General features: G+C 69.8%; 13 protein-coding genes and 1 pseudogene. 6 read left to right on the forward strand and 8 right to left on the reverse strand.

Annotated elements, in window-relative coordinates:
• Positions 1 to 15: 15 nt before the first annotated feature.
• Positions 16 to 870, forward strand: a complete 855-nt coding sequence (locus tag ACZ6ZQ_RS10315) for an HAD hydrolase family protein (RefSeq protein ID WP_469768108.1) — start codon at positions 16 to 18, stop codon at positions 868 to 870.
• A 131-nt stretch (positions 871 to 1,001) separates the two neighbouring features.
• Here ACZ6ZQ_RS10315 and ACZ6ZQ_RS10320 read toward each other — a convergent pair whose 3' ends face one another.
• The 4 genes from ACZ6ZQ_RS10320 to ACZ6ZQ_RS10335 form a co-directional block, all read right to left on the reverse strand.
• Positions 1,002 to 2,054 carry a murein hydrolase activator EnvC family protein gene (locus tag ACZ6ZQ_RS10320; protein WP_469768109.1) on the reverse strand — a complete coding sequence of 351 codons (1,053 nt, stop codon included), beginning with the start codon at positions 2,052 to 2,054 and terminating at the stop codon, positions 1,002 to 1,004.
• 276 nt (positions 2,055 to 2,330) lie between these two features.
• A complete protein-coding gene (gene cydD, locus ACZ6ZQ_RS10325) occupies positions 2,331 to 5,954 on the reverse strand; it encodes a thiol reductant ABC exporter subunit CydD (RefSeq protein ID WP_469768110.1) in 3,624 nt (1,207 codons plus the stop codon).
• A gap of 44 nt (positions 5,955 to 5,998) precedes the next feature.
• Positions 5,999 to 7,000: a cytochrome d ubiquinol oxidase subunit II gene (gene cydB, locus ACZ6ZQ_RS10330; protein WP_469768111.1), complete on the reverse strand. Its 1,002-nt coding sequence runs from the start codon at positions 6,998 to 7,000 to the stop codon at positions 5,999 to 6,001.
• Positions 7,001 to 7,023: 23 nt separating this feature from the next.
• Entirely contained in the window at positions 7,024 to 8,529 is a 1,506-nt protein-coding gene (locus tag ACZ6ZQ_RS10335) for a cytochrome ubiquinol oxidase subunit I (protein WP_469768112.1), read from the reverse strand.
• A 244-nt stretch (positions 8,530 to 8,773) separates the two neighbouring features.
• On the opposite strand from ACZ6ZQ_RS10335, the gene ACZ6ZQ_RS10340 reads away from it, so the two are divergent.
• On the forward strand, positions 8,774 to 9,181 hold the full coding sequence (locus ACZ6ZQ_RS10340; RefSeq protein ID WP_469768113.1) for a cyclophilin-like family protein: 408 nt from the start codon (positions 8,774 to 8,776) through the stop codon (positions 9,179 to 9,181).
• A 59-nt stretch (positions 9,182 to 9,240) separates the two neighbouring features.
• On the opposite strand, the gene hisC is transcribed toward ACZ6ZQ_RS10340, so the two are convergent.
• Positions 9,241 to 10,320, reverse strand: coding sequence for a histidinol-phosphate transaminase (hisC, locus tag ACZ6ZQ_RS10345; protein ID WP_469768114.1), 1,080 nt, complete (start codon positions 10,318 to 10,320; stop codon positions 9,241 to 9,243).
• Between the two features lie 379 nt (positions 10,321 to 10,699).
• Between hisC and ACZ6ZQ_RS10350 the strand changes: the two genes are divergently transcribed.
• From ACZ6ZQ_RS10350 to ACZ6ZQ_RS10360, 3 genes are all read left to right on the forward strand, one after another.
• Entirely contained in the window at positions 10,700 to 11,824 is a 1,125-nt protein-coding gene (locus tag ACZ6ZQ_RS10350) for a LacI family DNA-binding transcriptional regulator (RefSeq protein ID WP_469768115.1), read from the forward strand.
• Between the two features lie 438 nt (positions 11,825 to 12,262).
• On the forward strand, positions 12,263 to 13,405 hold the full coding sequence (locus ACZ6ZQ_RS10355) for a metallophosphoesterase (RefSeq protein ID WP_469768271.1): 1,143 nt from the start codon (positions 12,263 to 12,265) through the stop codon (positions 13,403 to 13,405).
• 148 nt (positions 13,406 to 13,553) lie between these two features.
• Complete coding sequence (locus ACZ6ZQ_RS10360; protein WP_469768116.1) at positions 13,554 to 14,378, forward strand: hypothetical protein; 825 nt, start codon at positions 13,554 to 13,556, stop codon at positions 14,376 to 14,378.
• Positions 14,379 to 14,443: 65 nt separating this feature from the next.
• Here the strand turns inward: ACZ6ZQ_RS10360 and ACZ6ZQ_RS10365 are convergent.
• Positions 14,444 to 14,731 (reverse strand): annotated as a pseudogene (locus tag ACZ6ZQ_RS10365) (helix-turn-helix domain-containing protein); the annotation flags it as partial.
• A 302-nt stretch (positions 14,732 to 15,033) separates the two neighbouring features.
• Here ACZ6ZQ_RS10365 and ACZ6ZQ_RS10370 point away from each other — a divergent pair.
• Positions 15,034 to 15,282: a hypothetical protein gene (locus ACZ6ZQ_RS10370; RefSeq protein WP_469768117.1), complete on the forward strand. Its 249-nt coding sequence runs from the start codon at positions 15,034 to 15,036 to the stop codon at positions 15,280 to 15,282.
• Positions 15,283 to 15,401: 119 nt separating this feature from the next.
• Here the strand turns inward: ACZ6ZQ_RS10370 and ACZ6ZQ_RS10375 are convergent, their stop codons facing one another.
• Positions 15,402 to 15,536, reverse strand: coding sequence for a hypothetical protein (locus tag ACZ6ZQ_RS10375; RefSeq protein ID WP_469768282.1), 135 nt, complete (start codon positions 15,534 to 15,536; stop codon positions 15,402 to 15,404).
• Positions 15,537 to 15,586: 50 nt separating this feature from the next.
• Positions 15,587 to 16,294, reverse strand: a complete 708-nt coding sequence (locus ACZ6ZQ_RS10380; RefSeq protein ID WP_469768118.1) for a DUF5994 family protein — start codon at positions 16,292 to 16,294, stop codon at positions 15,587 to 15,589.
• Between the last annotated feature and the right edge of the window lie 329 nt (positions 16,295 to 16,623).

A 16,623-nucleotide genomic window follows, 5' to 3' on the forward strand; every position in this document is an offset into this window, starting at 1 on the left:
CGGAAGAATGCGTGCGTGACCTCAGCTAACGATCCTCTGCCGCTCCCCGCCACTGTCCGGCTGATCGCCACCGACCTCGACGGCACCCTGCTGCGCGACGACAAGTCGGTCTCCGACCGCACCGTCGCGGCGCTCGCCGCCGCCGAGGAGGCAGGGATCGAGGTCTTCTTCGTCACCGGCCGCCCGGCCCGCTGGATGGACGTAGTCAGCGATCATGTCCACGGCCACGGCCTGGCGATCTGCGCCAACGGGGCGGCGGTCGTCGATCTGCACGCCGGCGGGGAGCTGCTGGAGGTCCGCCCGCTGGAGCGCGGGACCGCGCTCGACGTCGTAGAAAGGCTGCGGGTAGCGGCACCCGGCACGTCGTTCGCGGTCGAGACCGCCACGGGCATCCACTACGAGCCGGCCTACCCACCGTTCCATCTCGACCCGGGCGCCACCGTCGCCACCGCCGAGAAGCTGCTTCACGAGGAGGAGCCCGGTTCCGGCGCCCCGGTGCTCAAGCTGCTCGCCCACCACGCGGAAGTGACTCCCGACGGTTTCCTCACGCTGGCCCGCACGGCCGCCGGCGGAATCGCGACGATCACCCGCTCCAGCCCGAGCGCGCTGCTGGAGGTCAGTGGTCTCGGCGTCTCCAAGGCCTCCACGCTCGCCCTGTGCTGCGCCGAGCGCGGAATCTCGGCGGACGAGGTCGTCGCGTTCGGGGACATGCCCAACGATGTGGAAATGCTGACCTGGGCAGGCGCGTCGTACGCGATGGGCAACGCCCACCCGGACGTCATCGCCGCCGCGTCCGGCCGGACCGTCGCGAACAACGAGGACGGCGTAGCGGTCGTCATCGAGCAGATCCTGGCCGCGCGCCGAGCCTAGGTCCTTTGGATCAGGTCCAAGGTGGATCAGGTCAAGGTGGATCAGGTCAAGGTGGATCAGGTCAAGGTGGATCAGGTCCAAGGCTGGCGGGCGGGGCCTGACGGCACCGGCCCCAGGCCCGCTGCCCGCTGCTACAGCCAGACACCGCGCTCCCTCAGCCAGCCCACCGGGTCCACCCCGGACCCCAGATACGGCGTGAGCCGCGCCTCGAAGTGCAGGTGCGGTCCCGTCGAGTTGCCGGTGGTGCCGGTCTGACCGACCCACTCGCCGGTACGGACCCAGTCCCCCTGGTCGACCGTGACCGCGGCGAGGTGCGCATACTGCGTGTACCAGCCGTCGAGGTGCTGGACGACGACCTGCATCCCGAAGCCACCTCCGCAGGAGACGGAGACCACCCGTCCCTCGCCGACCGACCGCACCGGCGTGCCGATGCCGACGGCGAAGTCCTGCCCCGTGTGCCTGCTCGCCCAGCGCGCGCCCGAACTGTTGAAGCCGGCCGACAGTGTGTAGTGCTCGACCGGCGCCACCCAGGCCGACCCACGCGGTGGTTCCGGCTGGCTGAGCCGGACCGCGCCCGCACATTGCCCGGCGGCCGCACTGCGGTTCGCCTGCGCCTGCAGCGTCCACTGCGCCGACTCCAGCTTGGTCTCGACGCCCCGCTTGATCCGCGCCAGCTCCGCGGTGCGCGCATCCAGGCGTTCCCAGGCCTCGCGGGCCTTCTCCTCCACCGCGGCGGTCCGGCGCTCGGCCTTCTCCGCCTCGCCCATCAGCTGGTTCACGGCCATCTCGGCCTTCCAGGCGACCTGACCCCCACTCAGCATCGCGTCCGGGTCGTCGGCGAGCAGCAGCTGAACGGAGAGCGGGAGCGAACCGCCACTGCGGTACTGGGCACGAGCCACCACACCGATCTCGTCGCGGATCGCCTCGAGCTCGTACCGCACGTCCGCCAACTCCTCCTCGAGCTGGTCGACTCGTACCCGCTCGGCGTCCGCGGCGCGCCGCCCCTGCTCGTACGCCTGGGTGGCCTGCGCCGCCTCCTGGTACAGCCGGGCCACCTGGGCGCTGACGCTCGGCCCGTCGCTCGCTATGGCCGGCGACGCGGGCAGCAGAGTGAAGGAGGCCAGCAGCACGCACAGCAACGGCATGAACAGGCTCCGCTGGAAGTGGTTTTGTTCGTGTCGCATGCTCGGATCGTCACATCGGATATGTCCGGTGTGCTACATTTCGTCGTTTTCATGCCGCCATCCGGCCCAGTCTGCCCGGAGGGGCGGAGGCTTCTGCCCGGAAGAGGCGGAGGTCCCGACGCGGCGTCAGATCCCGGACGCTCATCGGATCTCGCAACAGATCCCCGACGCCGCATCAGATTCCCGGCGCCGCTCAGAGCTCCGTCGGTTCCCGTCCCGCGGTGGCGGCGGGCGCTGCGAGCTTCGGCGCCGTCCTGCACCCGAGAGTAGTAAGTCCTACTTAGCGTGGAAAGTCAGCTGCTTGAGCCGACTTCCCAGGAGATCAGCGGCTCGCTCGCGCTCCAGCATGCGGCGCAGCGGGCCCTCCGCCTCGGCAAGCTCGGCGTAGGGGCCGCGTTGGACGGTCCGGCCGTCGTCCAGCACCAGCACCTCGTCGACCGCCTCGAGGCCCCGGAGCCGGTGAGTGATCAGCACCGTCGTACGGCCCTCGGTGGCGGTCAGCAGATCCGCGGTGAGCGCATCAGCCGTCGCCTGGTCGAGGTGCTCGGCCGGCTCGTCGAGCAGCAGTACGGGGAAGTCGGCAAGGAGCGCACGGGCCAGGGCCAGGCGCTGGCGCTGGCCCCCGGAGAGCTGGGCGCCGTGTTCGCCGACATGGGTGTCGAGGCCGTTCGGCAGGCCGTCGGCCCACTCCAGCAGCCGGGCGGCGGCGAGCGCTGCACGCAGTTCGTCCTCGGACGCCCCGGTACGGGCGAGCCGGAGGTTCTCGCGGATGGAGCTGTCGAAGAGGTGGGCGTCCTGCGCGCAGAGCCCGACGAACTGCCGCACGGTGTCCCCGTCCAGCGCCGCCGCGTCCGCTCCGCCGATCGTGTACGTCCCGGACCGCGCGTCCAGGAAGCGCAACAGCACCTGGGCGAGGGTGGTCTTGCCCGAACCGGAGGCGCCGACCACGGCGATCCGCCGGCCCGCCGTGAGCGTCAGATCGAACCCGGTGAGCGCGTCCCGCTCCTGGTCCGCGTGGCGGGCCGCGAGCCCACGCACCTCCAGCGGGAACGCGGACGCGGGCGCCGGGGCCGGCGCCGACGGCTCGTGCACCGGCGCGGGAGCGTCGATCACCTCGAAGACCCGCTCGGCGCTCCGCTTCACCCGCTGCCGGTACTGCACGGCGAGCGGAAGCCCGGTGACCGCCTCGAACGCGGCGAGCGGCGTCAGGACGACGACGGCGAGTTCGACACCCTCGATCCGACCCGCATGCACGGCCATGACGCCCGCGTACGCGGCGAAGACGACGGTCAGTCCACAGGCCACGGCGGACAGCCCGCCGCCGAGCGCGGTGGCGGTCGCTGCGCGCGACGCGATCCGGGTGAGTCCGTGATCGGCCCCCCGTACCGCGGCCATCCGGTCCTTCAGCGCCCCGGCGACGGTCAGCTCGGCCGTACCGCGGAGCAGGTCGACGACCCGGGTGGCGAGCACACCGCGGGCGGGGGCGAGCCGCCGCTCGGCATTCCGCGCGCACGCCCCGCTGACCATCGGAACGGCCACCCCGGCGACGAGCAGGCCGACGGCCAGTACCGCACCGGCCTCCGGCAGGAGCCAGGCAGTGAACCCGACCGAACCTGCCCCGACGACGACCGCGGCCCCCGCGGGCAGCAGCCATCGCAGCCAGTAGTCCTGGAATGCGTCGACATCCGCGACGAGCCGCGACAGCAGGTCACCCCGGCGGGTGCGGCGCAGCCCGGCCGGCGCGATCCGCTCCAGCCGCCGGTACACGCCGACCCGCAGATCGGCGAGCATCCGCAGAACGGCGTCGTGCGACACCAGCCGCTCGGCATACCGGAACACGGCCCGCCCGATCCCGAAGGCCCGCGTCGCCGTCACGGCCACCATCAGGTACAGCACCGGCGGTTGCTCCGACGCCCGCGAAATGAGCCACCCGGAAACTGCCATGAGCCCCACGGCCGACCCGAGCGCCAGGCTCCCGAGCACCAGCCCCACAACGAGCTGCCCCCGCAACGACCCCGCCATCGCCCGCACCCGCGCCAGTGCCCCGAGGCGAGTGCCCTCGCCCGCATGCCTCAGTGCGGCGGCACTCGGGCCCGCACCCGCGCCGGCCCCCGCAGGTGCGACCTGCGGACCGCTCGGCGCAGACGACGGCTGCGGCCATCCGGAAGGGCTGGGAGAACCCGGGGTTCCCCCCTCGACGGCGGGCCGAAGCTCCACCACCCGGTCCGCCAGCGACAGCAGCGCCGGCCGGTGGACGACCAGCAGCACCGTCCGCCCCCGCGCCAGCCGCCGCACCGCGTCCACGATGCCCGCCTCGGTCTCACCGTCCAGCGCGGCCGTGGGCTCGTCGAGCAGGAGAAGCGGCCGGTCCGCGAGGAAGGCCCGGGCGAGCGCAAGCCGTTGGCGCTGCCCGGCGGACAACCCGTCGCCGTCCTCGCCCAGGACCGTGTCCATCCCCTGCGGCAGCCCCGCCACGAAGTCGTACGCCCCCGCGTCCCGCAGCGCCGCCGCGACGTGCGCGTCATCCGCGTTCGGGTGGGCGAGCCGCACATTCTCCGCGACCGTTCCGGCGAAGAGATACGGCCGCTGTGGCACCCAGGCAATGTGCCGGCGCCATGCCTCAAGGTCCACAGAGGCCAGGTCCACAGACGCGTCACCGGCGCTCCCGACCCGCACGGCTCCCTGGTCCGGCGGCGCGAACCCCAGCACCACATCCAGCAGCGTTGACTTCCCGACCCCGCTCGGCCCGACCAGCGCGACGGTCTCACCGTTCTCCACCACGAGAGACGCCGCGTCCAGCGAGGGCTCGGACCGCCCTTCATGCCGTACGGTCACGGACTCCAGCTCCAGCCGGATTTCACGCGCGCCCGGCACCGCCACCGTGCCGCCCGTGCGGACCGGCGCCTCCAGTACCGCGAAGATCTCCTCAGCCGCCGACAGCCCCTCAGCCGCCGCGTGATACTGCGCCCCGACCTGTCGGATCGGCAGATACGCCTCAGGCGCGAGGATCAGCACCACGAGGCCGGTGTAGAGATCAAGATCGCCGTGGACGAGCCGCATCCCGATGCCGACCGCCACCAGCGCCACCGACAGCGTCGACAGCAACTCCAGCGCGAACGACGAAAGAAACGCGATCCGCAGCGTCTTCAGCGTCGCGCGCCGGTACTCCGATGTGATCGTCCGGATCGACTCGGCCTGCGCCTTCGCCCGCCCGAAAACCTTGAGCGTCGGCAGCCCCGCGACCACATCCAGAAAGTGCCCCGACAGCCGTGACAGCAGCTTCCACTGACGGTCCATCCGGGCCTCGGTGGCCCAGCCGATCAGCACCATGAAGACCGGAATCAGCGGCAGGGTCACCACGATGACCGCCGCCGACACCCAGTCCTCGGTCACGATCCGCGCGAGGACCGCCACCGGGACCACAACCGCAAGTCCGAGCTGCGGCAGATACCGGGCGAAGTAGTCGTCGAGTGCGTCCACGCCTCGCGTGGCCAGGGCGGCCAGTGAACCGCTCCGCTGTGGAATCTCGCGGCGCGGAGCGCCTCCATCAGGGGTGGTGGTCGGGTGACGGGTGGGACATCCCGGGCCCAGCCGCGAAGCCCGGTCCAGCAGCCGCATGCGCAGCTCGGACTTGACCGCCGCACTCGCCCGGTACGCCGCCAGTTCGGTCAGCCAGGCCACCAGCCCCCGACCCGCTGCGACCGCCGCCAGCAGCATCAGCGGAGTCCACAGCTCGGAGGCGTCCAGTCCTCGCTGGAACGCCCCCACGACGACCTCGGCAATGAGCATCGCCTGGGCGACGACCAGCGCCGCCCCGGCAAGACCAAGGGCCACCACGGCCGCCATGAAGAGGCGGGTGGCCCTGGCGTACCGAAGCAGACGCGGGTCGACGGGTTTCACGTGAAACATCCCTCAGTCAGGGGACTCGGCGGTCCCTGCGGAACTCAGTGCGAGTCGGCGATGTGCTGCGTTCCGATCCGCTTCCGGAACACCCAGTACGTCCACCCCTGGTACAGGAGCACCACGGGTGTGGCGATCGCCGCACACCACGTCATGATCTTCAGCGTGTACGGGCTCGACGAGGCATTCGTCACCGTCAGGCTCCACTCCTCATTGAGCGACGACGGCATGACGTTGGGGAAGAGCGTCAGGAAGAGCATCGCGACCACGGCCACGATCGTGACGCCCGACAGGGCGAACGACCACCCTTCGCGGCCCACCTGGTTAGCCACGATCGCGCCGACGAGTGCCACCACGGCGACGATCATCGCGACCAGGCTGGTCCCGTCACCCTTCTCCGTCTGGGTCCAGCTCAGGAAGCCGAGCGCCAGCACAGCGGTGATCAGCCCCAGCGTCAGCGCCAGCTTCCGCGCCCGACCGCGGATGTCCCCGACGGTCTTCAGCGCTGCGAACACCGTCCCGTGGAAGGTGAACAGGAACAGCGTCACCAGTCCGCCGAGGATCGCGTACGGATTGAGCAGGTCACCGAAGGTGCCGACGTACTCCATCTCCGCGTCGATCTTCACGCCGCGCACGATGTTCCCGAAGGCCACACCCCACAGCACCGCCGGCACCAGCGAGGTCCAGAAGATCGCCTCCTCCCAGTTGCGCTGCCACCGCTCCTCAGGCCGCTTCGCCCGGTACTCGAACGCGACACCGCGCACGATCAGACAGACCAGGATGATCAGCAGCGGCAGATAGAAGCCGGAGAAGAGCGTGGCGTACCACTCGGGGAACGCGGCGAACGTCGCACCGCCCGCCGTCAGCAGCCACACCTCATTGCCGTCCCAGACCGGACCGATGGTGTTGATCAGGACGCGCTTCTCGACCCGGTCACGGGCGAGCAGCTTCGTCAGAACGCCGACCCCGAAGTCGAAGCCTTCGAGGAAGAAGTAGCCGGTCCAGAGGACGGCGATGAGTACGAACCAGACGTCGTGGAGTTCCATGCCTCAGCTCCCAGTCCTCGGTCTCAGTAGGAGAAGGCCATAGGCCGGTCGGCGTCACGGTCGTCGCCGCCGATCTTGGTGGGCGGATTGAGGTCGGATTCGGTGAGCTCGGGAGGCCCGGCCTTGACGTACTTCACCAGCAGCTTGACCTCGATCACGGCGAGCACCGCGTAGAGCGCTGTGAAGACGATCATCGAGGTGAGCACCTCACCCTGGGAGACGCCGGGGGAGACCGCGTCACGGGTGCGGAGCACGCCGTACACGACCCAGGGCTGCCGCCCCATCTCGGTGAAGATCCAGCCCCAGGAGTTGGCGATCAGCGGGAAGCCGAGCGTCCAGATGGCGAGCAGCCAGTACAGCCGGGTGAGCTTCGGGCCGAGCGGCTTCTTGAACAGCACCACATGCGGCACTTCGTCCTCACCCACCCGCAGCGCCGACGGCAGCATGAACTTCTTGCGGGTCAGCCAGAGCCCGGCCAGGCCGATCGCGAACGAAGCCATACCGAAGCCGATCATCCAGCGGAAGCCCCAGTAGGTGACGGGGATGTTGGGCCGGTAGTCGCCTGGCCCGTACTTCTCCTGCTCGGCCTTGTTGGTGTCGTTGATCCCCGGCACGTACGAGGTGAAGTCGTCGTTGGCCAGGAAGGACAGCAGACCGGGGATCTCTATCGCGACCTTGTTGTGGCCCTTGTCGACATCGCCGTACGCGAAGACGGAGAAGGGCGCCGGACCCTCGCCGTCCCAGAGCGCCTCGGCCGCGGCCATCTTCATCGGCTGCTGCTTGAACATGACCTTGCCGAGGAAGTCCCCGCTGAGCGCGGTGAGCAGACCGGCGATGACGACGGTGACCAGTCCCAGCCGCAGCGAGCTCTTCATCACCGGGATGTGCTTCTTGCGCGCGAGGTGGAAGGCAGCGATGCCGACCATGAACGCGCCGCCCGTGAGGAAGGCAGCGGAGAGGGTGTGGAAGACCTGCGTGAGGGTGGTGTTCTGGGTCAGCACGAGCCAGAAGTCGGTGAGCTCCGCCCGCCCGTTCTCCTTGTTGATCCGGTAGCCGACCGGATGCTGCATCCAGGAGTTGGCCGCCAGGATGAAGTACGCGGAGAGGATCGTGCCGATGGAGACCATCCAGATGCAGGCGAGATGGATCTTCTTCGGGAGCTTGTCCCAGCCGAAGATCCACAGCCCGATGAAGGTGGACTCGAAGAAGAAGGCGATCAACGCCTCGAAGGCGAGCGGGGCTCCGAACACGTCGCCGACGAAGCGCGAGTAGTCGGACCAGTTCATACCGAACTGGAACTCCTGCACGATGCCCGTGACCACGCCCATCGCGATGTTGATCAGAAAGAGCTTGCCCCAGAACTTGGTTGCCTTGAGGTACTTCTCCTTCTCCGTACGCACCCATGCCGTCTGCAGTCCCGCCGTCAGGGCGGCCAGCGAGATCGTCAGAGGGACGAAGAGGAAGTGGTAGACGGTGGTGATGCCGAACTGCCAGCGCGCCAAAGTCTCTGGCGCCAGAGCTAGGTCCACGTCGTCTCTCCTTACGTCGGCGTGGTCACATCGGCGCGGTCACGGCAGTTTGCCCTGTTAATCCCACCCATTCCGGGAGGTTCAGGGCGCGCTTGTGAACGCGTTCACATTCACAAGCATTATGGCTCATGCGAAATCCGCACCATCGACCGGGGTCCCCCTATCGGTCACCGATCGGCCGCTCGCCCGGTTACCCGGCGGTCGCCCTTCCCTGGCACCTTCAACATATTGTTGAATCTGTCGAATGAAGATCCGAATCTCCTGGCCCGCAGGACAGCTCACGGCGACCCTCGAAGAAACCCCCACGAGCACGGCGCTCGCGGGGGCTCTCCCGGTCTCCTCCACCGCCCACACCTGGGGCGAAGAGGTCTATTTCACTGTGTTTTCCCGGGGGACGACCCCTGGAGCATCCGGCCACGTCTCCCCCGCCCTCGAGGCCGACGCCCGCCAGGTGGTGGACCCGGGCACGGTCGCGTTCTGGACCGAGGGCGACGCTCTGGCGCTGCCGTACGGACCGACGCCCATCTCTCAGGGCGACGAGCCCCGCCTCGCGAGCCCGTGCAACATCCTCGGCCGGATCGACGGCGATCCGCGCGCGCTCGCGACCGTACGGCCGGGCGACCCGATACGCGTCGAGCCCGTGACGGACTGAGACGCGCGTCCCCGGGGGAGGGCGCACCCCGGGGACAGACGCCCGGATACCCCGGGCGCCTACAGCTCCTTGCGGAACGCCTCCGCCGTCTGCAGGAACACGTCATTCGCCTCGCACTCACCGATCGTGACCCGCACGCCCTCACCGGCGAACGGCCGCACCACGACCCCGGCCCGCTCGCACGCCATGGCGAAGTCGACCGTGCGCTCGCCGAGCCGCAGCCAGACGAAGTTCGCCTGTGTCCGCGGCACGGTCCAGCCCTGCTTCACCAGCCCGTCGTACACACGCGTCCGCTCGGCGACCAACGAGCCCACCCGCCCGAGCAGTTCGTCCTCCGCACGCAGCGACGCGACCGCGGCGTCCTGGGCGAGCTGGCTGACACCGAACGGCACCGCCGTCTTGCGCAGCGCGGCGGCCACCGGCTCATGGGCGATCGCGAAACCGACCCGCAGCCCCGCCAGCCCGTACGCCTTCGAGAAGGTACGCAGCACGGCGACATTCGGCCGGTCCCGGTAGATCTCGATGCCGTCGGGCACGTCGATGTCCCGGATGAACTCGCGGTACGCCTCGTCCAGCACCACCAGGACATCGGACGGGACCCGGTCGAGGAACCGTTCCAGCTCCGCCCGGTGCACCACGGTGCCGGTGGGGTTGTTGGGGTTGCAGACGAAGATCAGCCGGGTCCGGTCGGTGACCGCGTCCGCCATCGCGTCCAGATCGTGCACATCGCCCGAGGTCAGCGGGATCGGCACCGACGTGGCCCCGCTGATCTGGGTGATGATCGGATACGCCTCGAAGGACCGCCACGCGTAGATGACCTCGTCGCCCGGCCCCGACGTGGCCTGCAGCAGCTGCTGGGCGACGCCTACCGAGCCGGTGCCGGTCGCCAGATGCGAGACGGGCACCCCGAACCGGTCGGCGAGCTCGTTCATCAGGCCCGTGCAAGCCATGTCCGGGTACCGGTTGAAGCCGCCGGCCGCGGCGATGGCGCTCTCCATCACGCCCGGCAGCGGCGGGTACGGGTTCTCGTTGGAGGAGAGCTTGAACGCGACCGGACCGCCTGGCGCAGCGGCCTTGCCGGGCTTGTATGTGGGGATGCCGTCCAGCTCGGCGCGCAGCTTGGGGCTCGTCTCGCTCACCGCAGGTCCTCCTCGACCGTCGACCTCAGGCCGTACACATCAGTACCGCTCACCAATACTGCTCACCTTATGAGGATTCCCCGCTCCTGCGAATGGGCCGACGGGAACCGCGGGGAAGGGGGGAGCGCTCCCCGCCTGGCGCGCGCCGGTAGCTCGCTCCGTGGCGCGCATCCCCCGTAGTAGTGAGTTGAGACCTCTTCGAGACATCGGCCATTCGGCAGGCCCATACCGGTCGATAACCGCGAGACCGGCGCCACACCCACCAACTTCCTTAATTTCAAAGGCAATTGGGTATCCCACGCCATGCAGAAACGTGCCTGTCAACGACTGCATATGCGACCGGCCCAACCGCCTGCCATCGCCCTACTATCGGCCTGCCATGACAGCAGCAGGGAAGCACCAGGTGAGCCGGACGGAGACATCACGCCGGGGCAGCCGGCAAGGCCGGGCGGGCATCCGGGACGTAGCCGCCGCAGCCGGTGTCTCCATCACGACCGTCTCAGACGCACTGAACGGAAAGGGCCGGCTCCCGGACGCCACCCGCCGCCATGTCCGCGAGGTCGCCGACCGGCTGGGCTACCGCCCGTCGGCCGCGGCCCGAACCCTCCGTACCGGCAAGTCGGGACTCATCGGCCTGACCGTGACGACGTACGGGGATGAACCTTTCACCTTCACAGAATTCGCGTACTTCGCGGAGATGGCGAGAGCCGCGACCTCCGCCGCGCTCGCCCGCGGCTACGCCCTCGTCATCCTCCCCGCCACCTCCCGCCATGACGTCTGGTCGAACGTCGCCCTCGACGGCACCGTCGTCATCGACCCCTCCGACCACGACCCGGTGGTCACCGAGCTGGTCCGCCAGGGCCTCCCCGTCGTCTCCGACGGACGCCCCGCCGGCACCCTCCCGGTCACCGCATGGGTTGACAACGACCACGAAGCCGCCGTCCTCGCACTGCTCGACCACCTCGCCGCCGCCGGCGCCCGCCGGATCGGCCTGCTCACCGGCACCACCACCGACACCTACACCCGGCTCTCCACCACCGCGTATCTGAACTGGTGCGAGCGCGTCAGCCAGGATCCGGTCTACGAGGCGTACCCCGCGCACGACCCGTGCGCCGGGGCCGTCGCCGCCGACCGGCTGCTCGCCCGGCCCGACCGGCCCGACGCCGTCTACGGTCTCTTCGACCCCAACGGCACCGACCTGCTCGCCGCCGCCCGGCGGTACGGGCTGCGCGTCCCCGACGACCTGCTGCTGGTCTGCTGCAGCGAGTCCACGGTGTACGCCAACACCGAACCGCCCATCACCACCCTCTCGCTCAAACCGCGGCGGATCGGCACCGCCGTCGTCCAGCTGCTCATCGACGCCATCGAGGGAATCGACGGCGGCCGTCCGGTCGAGCAGGTGATACCGACCGAACTCATCGTCCGTACGTCGTCGCAACGCCGTTCGCCACGGACAACCGTCAGCCCCCCGCGGTCACCCTCCCAGGACGAGACGCAGGACTAGGCCGTGTTTGAGAACTCCCGCCTGGCCCGCGACGCCTGGCACGCACACTCGCTGCGTTGTCGGAGTCATCCAAGTACGTCCAGTACGAGGATGATCTCCCCCAGAGCTGCGCCTGGGAGGTGCCCCCACCGCCTTGCGATTGCACGCACCAGACGCCGCGAGCCCCGCCCTACGGGCGGACGGCGCTAGTTCTCAAACACGGCCTAGACGCAGGACCGGACGCAGGACTGGACGCAGGCCAAGGCTCAGGACGAGACTCCAGGACAGGACTCAGGACTAGACCAACCCAATTGGGGCGAAACAACCGATGAACCCGGGGTATACCCGGATTCAGCACCCCTGGTGCGTCACACAGCACGATCCGCATTCCTATGATGGGCGCACGACACCGACGACGTCCCCGACCAGGACGGTCCGATGGTGCAGGGCGGCACGACGGTGGTGGAGGGGTCGATGACACAGGGGGCCGGTCAGGGACCCGTGGAGCGGACGGCGACGTTGCGTGACTTCCGCGTGCCCCCGTACGCACAGGTCCCCGTACAGTCGCAGGCCCCGGTGCAGCCACCGGCCCAGCCACCGGCCCCGGCCCGCGCCCAGGTGCCCCCGCACCCCGGCAACGCCTTCCCGGACGACGAGCCGCCCGAGGGCTACACCCCCACCGAGCGCGACCTGCCGGTGATCAACCGCGGCGACACCGTCCAGGTGACCGTCACCCCCGACGAGGCGCCCGCGCCCGCGCCCGCATCCGACGGGCTCGGTCCGCTCTACGTCGTCGGTGACGTCCACGGCTATCTCGACGAACTCGTCGCCGCGCTCGCCGAGCAGGGCCTGATCGACACCGAAGGCCACTGGTCCGCCGGGAACGCCCGGCTGTGGTTCCTCGGCGACTTCACCGACCGCGGCCCCGATGGCATCGGCGTCATCGACCTCGTCATGCGGCTCTCCGCGGAAGCCGCCGCGGCCGGCGGCTACTGCAAGGCCCTGATGGGCAATCACGAACTGCTGCTCATCGGCGCCCGGCGCTTCGCCGACACCCCCGTCAACTCCGGCGCGGGCACCGCCACCTTTCAGGCGGCCTGGCTGCTCAACGGCGGCCAGAAGAGCGACATGGACCGCCTCCAGGACGTCCATCTGCAGTGGATGGCCCGGCTGGACGCGGTGGTCGAGGAGGACGGGCATCTGCTGATGCACTCCGACACGACCGCCTACCTCGAGTACGGCACCACGATCACGGACGTCAACGACAACGTCCACGAGATCCTCAACCGGAACGACCCCGACGAATGCTGGGACCTCTTCCGCAAGTTCACCAAGCGCTTCGCCTTCCGTGACGACGACGGCCCGCAGGCCGTGCGCGAGCTTCTCGACGCCTACGGCGGCACCCGCATCGTCCATGGTCACAGCCCGATTCCGTATCTGCTGGGAGTAGTCGGCACAGAGGACGCGGCGGACGGTGAGGAGAGCTCCGGCCCGGTCGTCGAGGGCCCGCACGTGTACGCGGACGGACTCGCCGTCGCCATGGACGGCGGAGTGACCATGGCCGGAAAGCTGCTGGTCGCGCAGCTTCCTCTGCATAACTGAACGAATCCGGGGCAGGCGATTTCCGGAAACCCCCTGTCACCCCGTGCCTTAACCGCTCTACCATCGGCTTATCCGTAGCAGGCTCTCCTCCGTTTCCGCCCAACTGCCCCACCCACGTGGGCAAACCGGCCCTACGGAGCATCGGGGGATGCACATGAACAGCGCTCCGCACCTGCTGACCGAGGATCGCGCCGAGTACGAGCGCATCCTCGACGACGCGCTGCGCAACGCGCACGACCGTCCGGATCTCACCGCCGTCGGGGAGCGGCTCAACGCGGAACAGCTGCGTACGATGGCGCTCAACGCCATCGCACTGATAACCGCTTCGGCCGCCGCCGAGTACGAGTACTTCGTGAAGGTCCGCGAGGAGAAGCGCTCACCCGCCGGCGCGCCCGTACGCCCTTCGGAGCCGGGCCCCGCAGTCGGCGACGCCACCGAATCCGGTGCCGGTTTCGGCGCCGTGCTCACCGTCCTCGCGCCGGTCCTGGCCGGCACCGCCGCGGTGATCTTTCTGTTCGTGGGCTACGTCCTGAAGATGCTCAGCCCTGAACCCTCCTTCGCGGAGACCCTGCTGACGGTGGGCTGGTTCTTCGGGGCGCTCACGGCCGCGGGGCTGCTCGCCGCCGCGATCGGCCTGCTGATCACGGCACTGCGCAATGGCGCCACCCAGCTGCCCGCCGAGGACGCGGGCGGCGAACTGCCCGACGAGGTGGCACGTGCCAAGGAAGCCTGGCGGCACGCGCTGCTGGAGCGTGGCGTCATTCCGTTCCTGCGGGCGGCTCTGGCCGACCCCAGTGCCGATCCCGCATCGCCCGCACCACCGCGCAGCGTGAACCGGATCCCCAAGGTCGGCTACAGCGGACCCGACTTCTCCAGCCCGAGCGAGGGCTCGTCGGCCGGCTCCCGGCCGACGTTCACGAGCCCGGACTTCACGAGCCCGGACTTCGGCCCTCCGGAGCACCAGCCGGAGTAGCCCCGGGGCAGCCCCCGCGCAGTCCCGGTCAGTGGACCGCCCGGCTGCGCAGCCGCCCGGGGGTGGGTACCCAGCCGTTCGCGCAGGAGCGAGGTGAGTGTCGCTGCGTTCTCATAGCCCACGCGGCGCGCCACCACGTCGGTCGGCAGATCCGTGGTGCGCAGCAGATGCGTCGCCTGTTCGAGCCGGATCTGCTGGGCGAACCGCGACGGCGAGATGCCCAGTACCCGGTCCAGCGCCCGCTGCAGGGTGCGTTCGCTCGCGCCGACCGCCCGGGCCGCGTCCGCGAGCGCGTACCGGGCCGGAACAGCTCGTCCAGGCAGCCGGGACCGGCCGGCCGCGGAAGACGCCACTCATCGGGCGTCCCGCCGGCCGCACCCCCTTCGGGCACGTCCGCGTCCCGGAACACCACCGGCCCGGCCAACCCCCACTGCTCCGCGCAGAACAGCGGCCAGTCACCGAACCCGGGCCTGGCCATCCAGCGCTGTTCCTCGGGAACACCGGCCAGGGTGTCGAATCTGGAACCCGCCTCCCCCTGAGGCTCCCACGAGCTCGTCCCCCGTCCGTCCGGGTGCAACCGCAGCACCTTCCGGGCGCACGCGCGGTCGAACTCCGGCATGTCGGGCCCGGCGTAGAGCCAGCTCTCGACCTTCCGGTGGAACAGACGATCGCCGTCGAGAAGGCGCAGCTCCAGCCGATGCGTACGCCGGCCCTGCTCGTCGTACACCCACACACCCGCGTAGTGGTCCTGCCAGGAAACCAGCCGGGCTCGATCGGCTCCTTGCGTCCCGCCACCCGGTACGCCGCGACGTACGGCAACCCAGCCGCGTCCCGCGCCACCGCCGCATCCCGGGTCAGCGGGCCCAGCAACGCACGCGCCGCGAGGTCCCACCCCTCGCCATGAGCCACCTCGACAACCGTCCCCGCCCCGCTCACCCCGGCGCCTCCCATCTCCTCAGGCGTGCCGTACAACGTACTGGCGCCCACTGACAGCGGCCGGAGCGAGGGGGCGGACGGACCGGATCAGTCGGCCAGCGGGAGATACACGCGGTTGCCGGCCGCGGCGAACTCGGCGGACTTCTCCGCCATGCCCGCCTCGATCTCGTCCGGCTTCAGGTCGCCGCCGTGCTCGCGCCGGATGTCCTGGGAGATCTTCATCGAGGACGGCTTCAGCCATGAGTCGAGCCGGGCGCGACGGCGGCCGTGCGTCAGCCGAGCAGGAGCTCGGCTGCCGGGGTGTGGTTCCCGGTGGCCGAGGCTCCGGCCATCGCCGAGGCGGCCGTGTCCGGTGCGGTGCCGGGCGGAACCACCAGCAAGAGGAAGTGGTCCTGGAAACCCCGGGTGACGCTGATCGTCGCATCGCTGCCGGCGAACCAATTGACCCTGATCATCACGCCGTTCACCACGACGGACCGTGGCACGCCGTCCCAGGCCGAGGTGTCGAGGCCGATCCGGATGATGCGCCCGAGGTGAGCGCCGAGCGCGGTGATCAGGTCCGGCAGCTCGGCGAGTATGTGGTTCGAGCGGGGCCACCAGGCGCCGTCGAAGACGCCCTCCCTCGACATGGTCGGTTCCAGCACCAGGCGCGGCAGCAGCGGGGCACCGGGCCACGGCCCGGGATTGGAAGGAACATGGAGGGGGATCGGCATCATGCGTAGCCGCCCGTCCGGCCCACGAGGGACCAATCGTGACCCAGGGCGACACCGGCGCTGATGCCGGTGTACGGAGTGTCCTCGGCTGCCTCCCACGGTACTCCGCCGATGTCTCCCCCGGGTCGCTCGCCACAGGAGTGGGCCCGAAGCCATCCAGGACATCCCGCATCCCGGTGCCTGACGGCTACGCCCTCGTCGACGCTCACCCGTGAGGCGCAGGAGTCGCTCGACCGGGAAAAGGAGTGGGAGACCGCGGGCGGGCATGCCTCAGCGGCGGCCGGGAACGCAGAACCCGGCAGCCGCCTGTGTCTACCTGGCGGGCGAGTAGCTCATCACAGTCGACTGGGCAGAGGGAAACACACCCGCAATGGTCACGCTGACGCATCAGGGAATCCGGCTCGTGGAGGCCGAAGAGGAGGAACGCGGCTGACACGGCACTGAGCCTTTTCCGACCAAGGAACGATTACCCAAAAAGCCCTTATGCCGGATAAGCAGCACAGGCATAACCTGGTAAATGGGTCGGCGCACTCTCACGTGCCACCGGCCCGGAAGGGCGGCCCCGGTGTGTATACGCCGGGGTCGTTGCACACGGT

Source organism: Streptomyces sp. NPDC053673 (genome assembly GCF_055585225.1).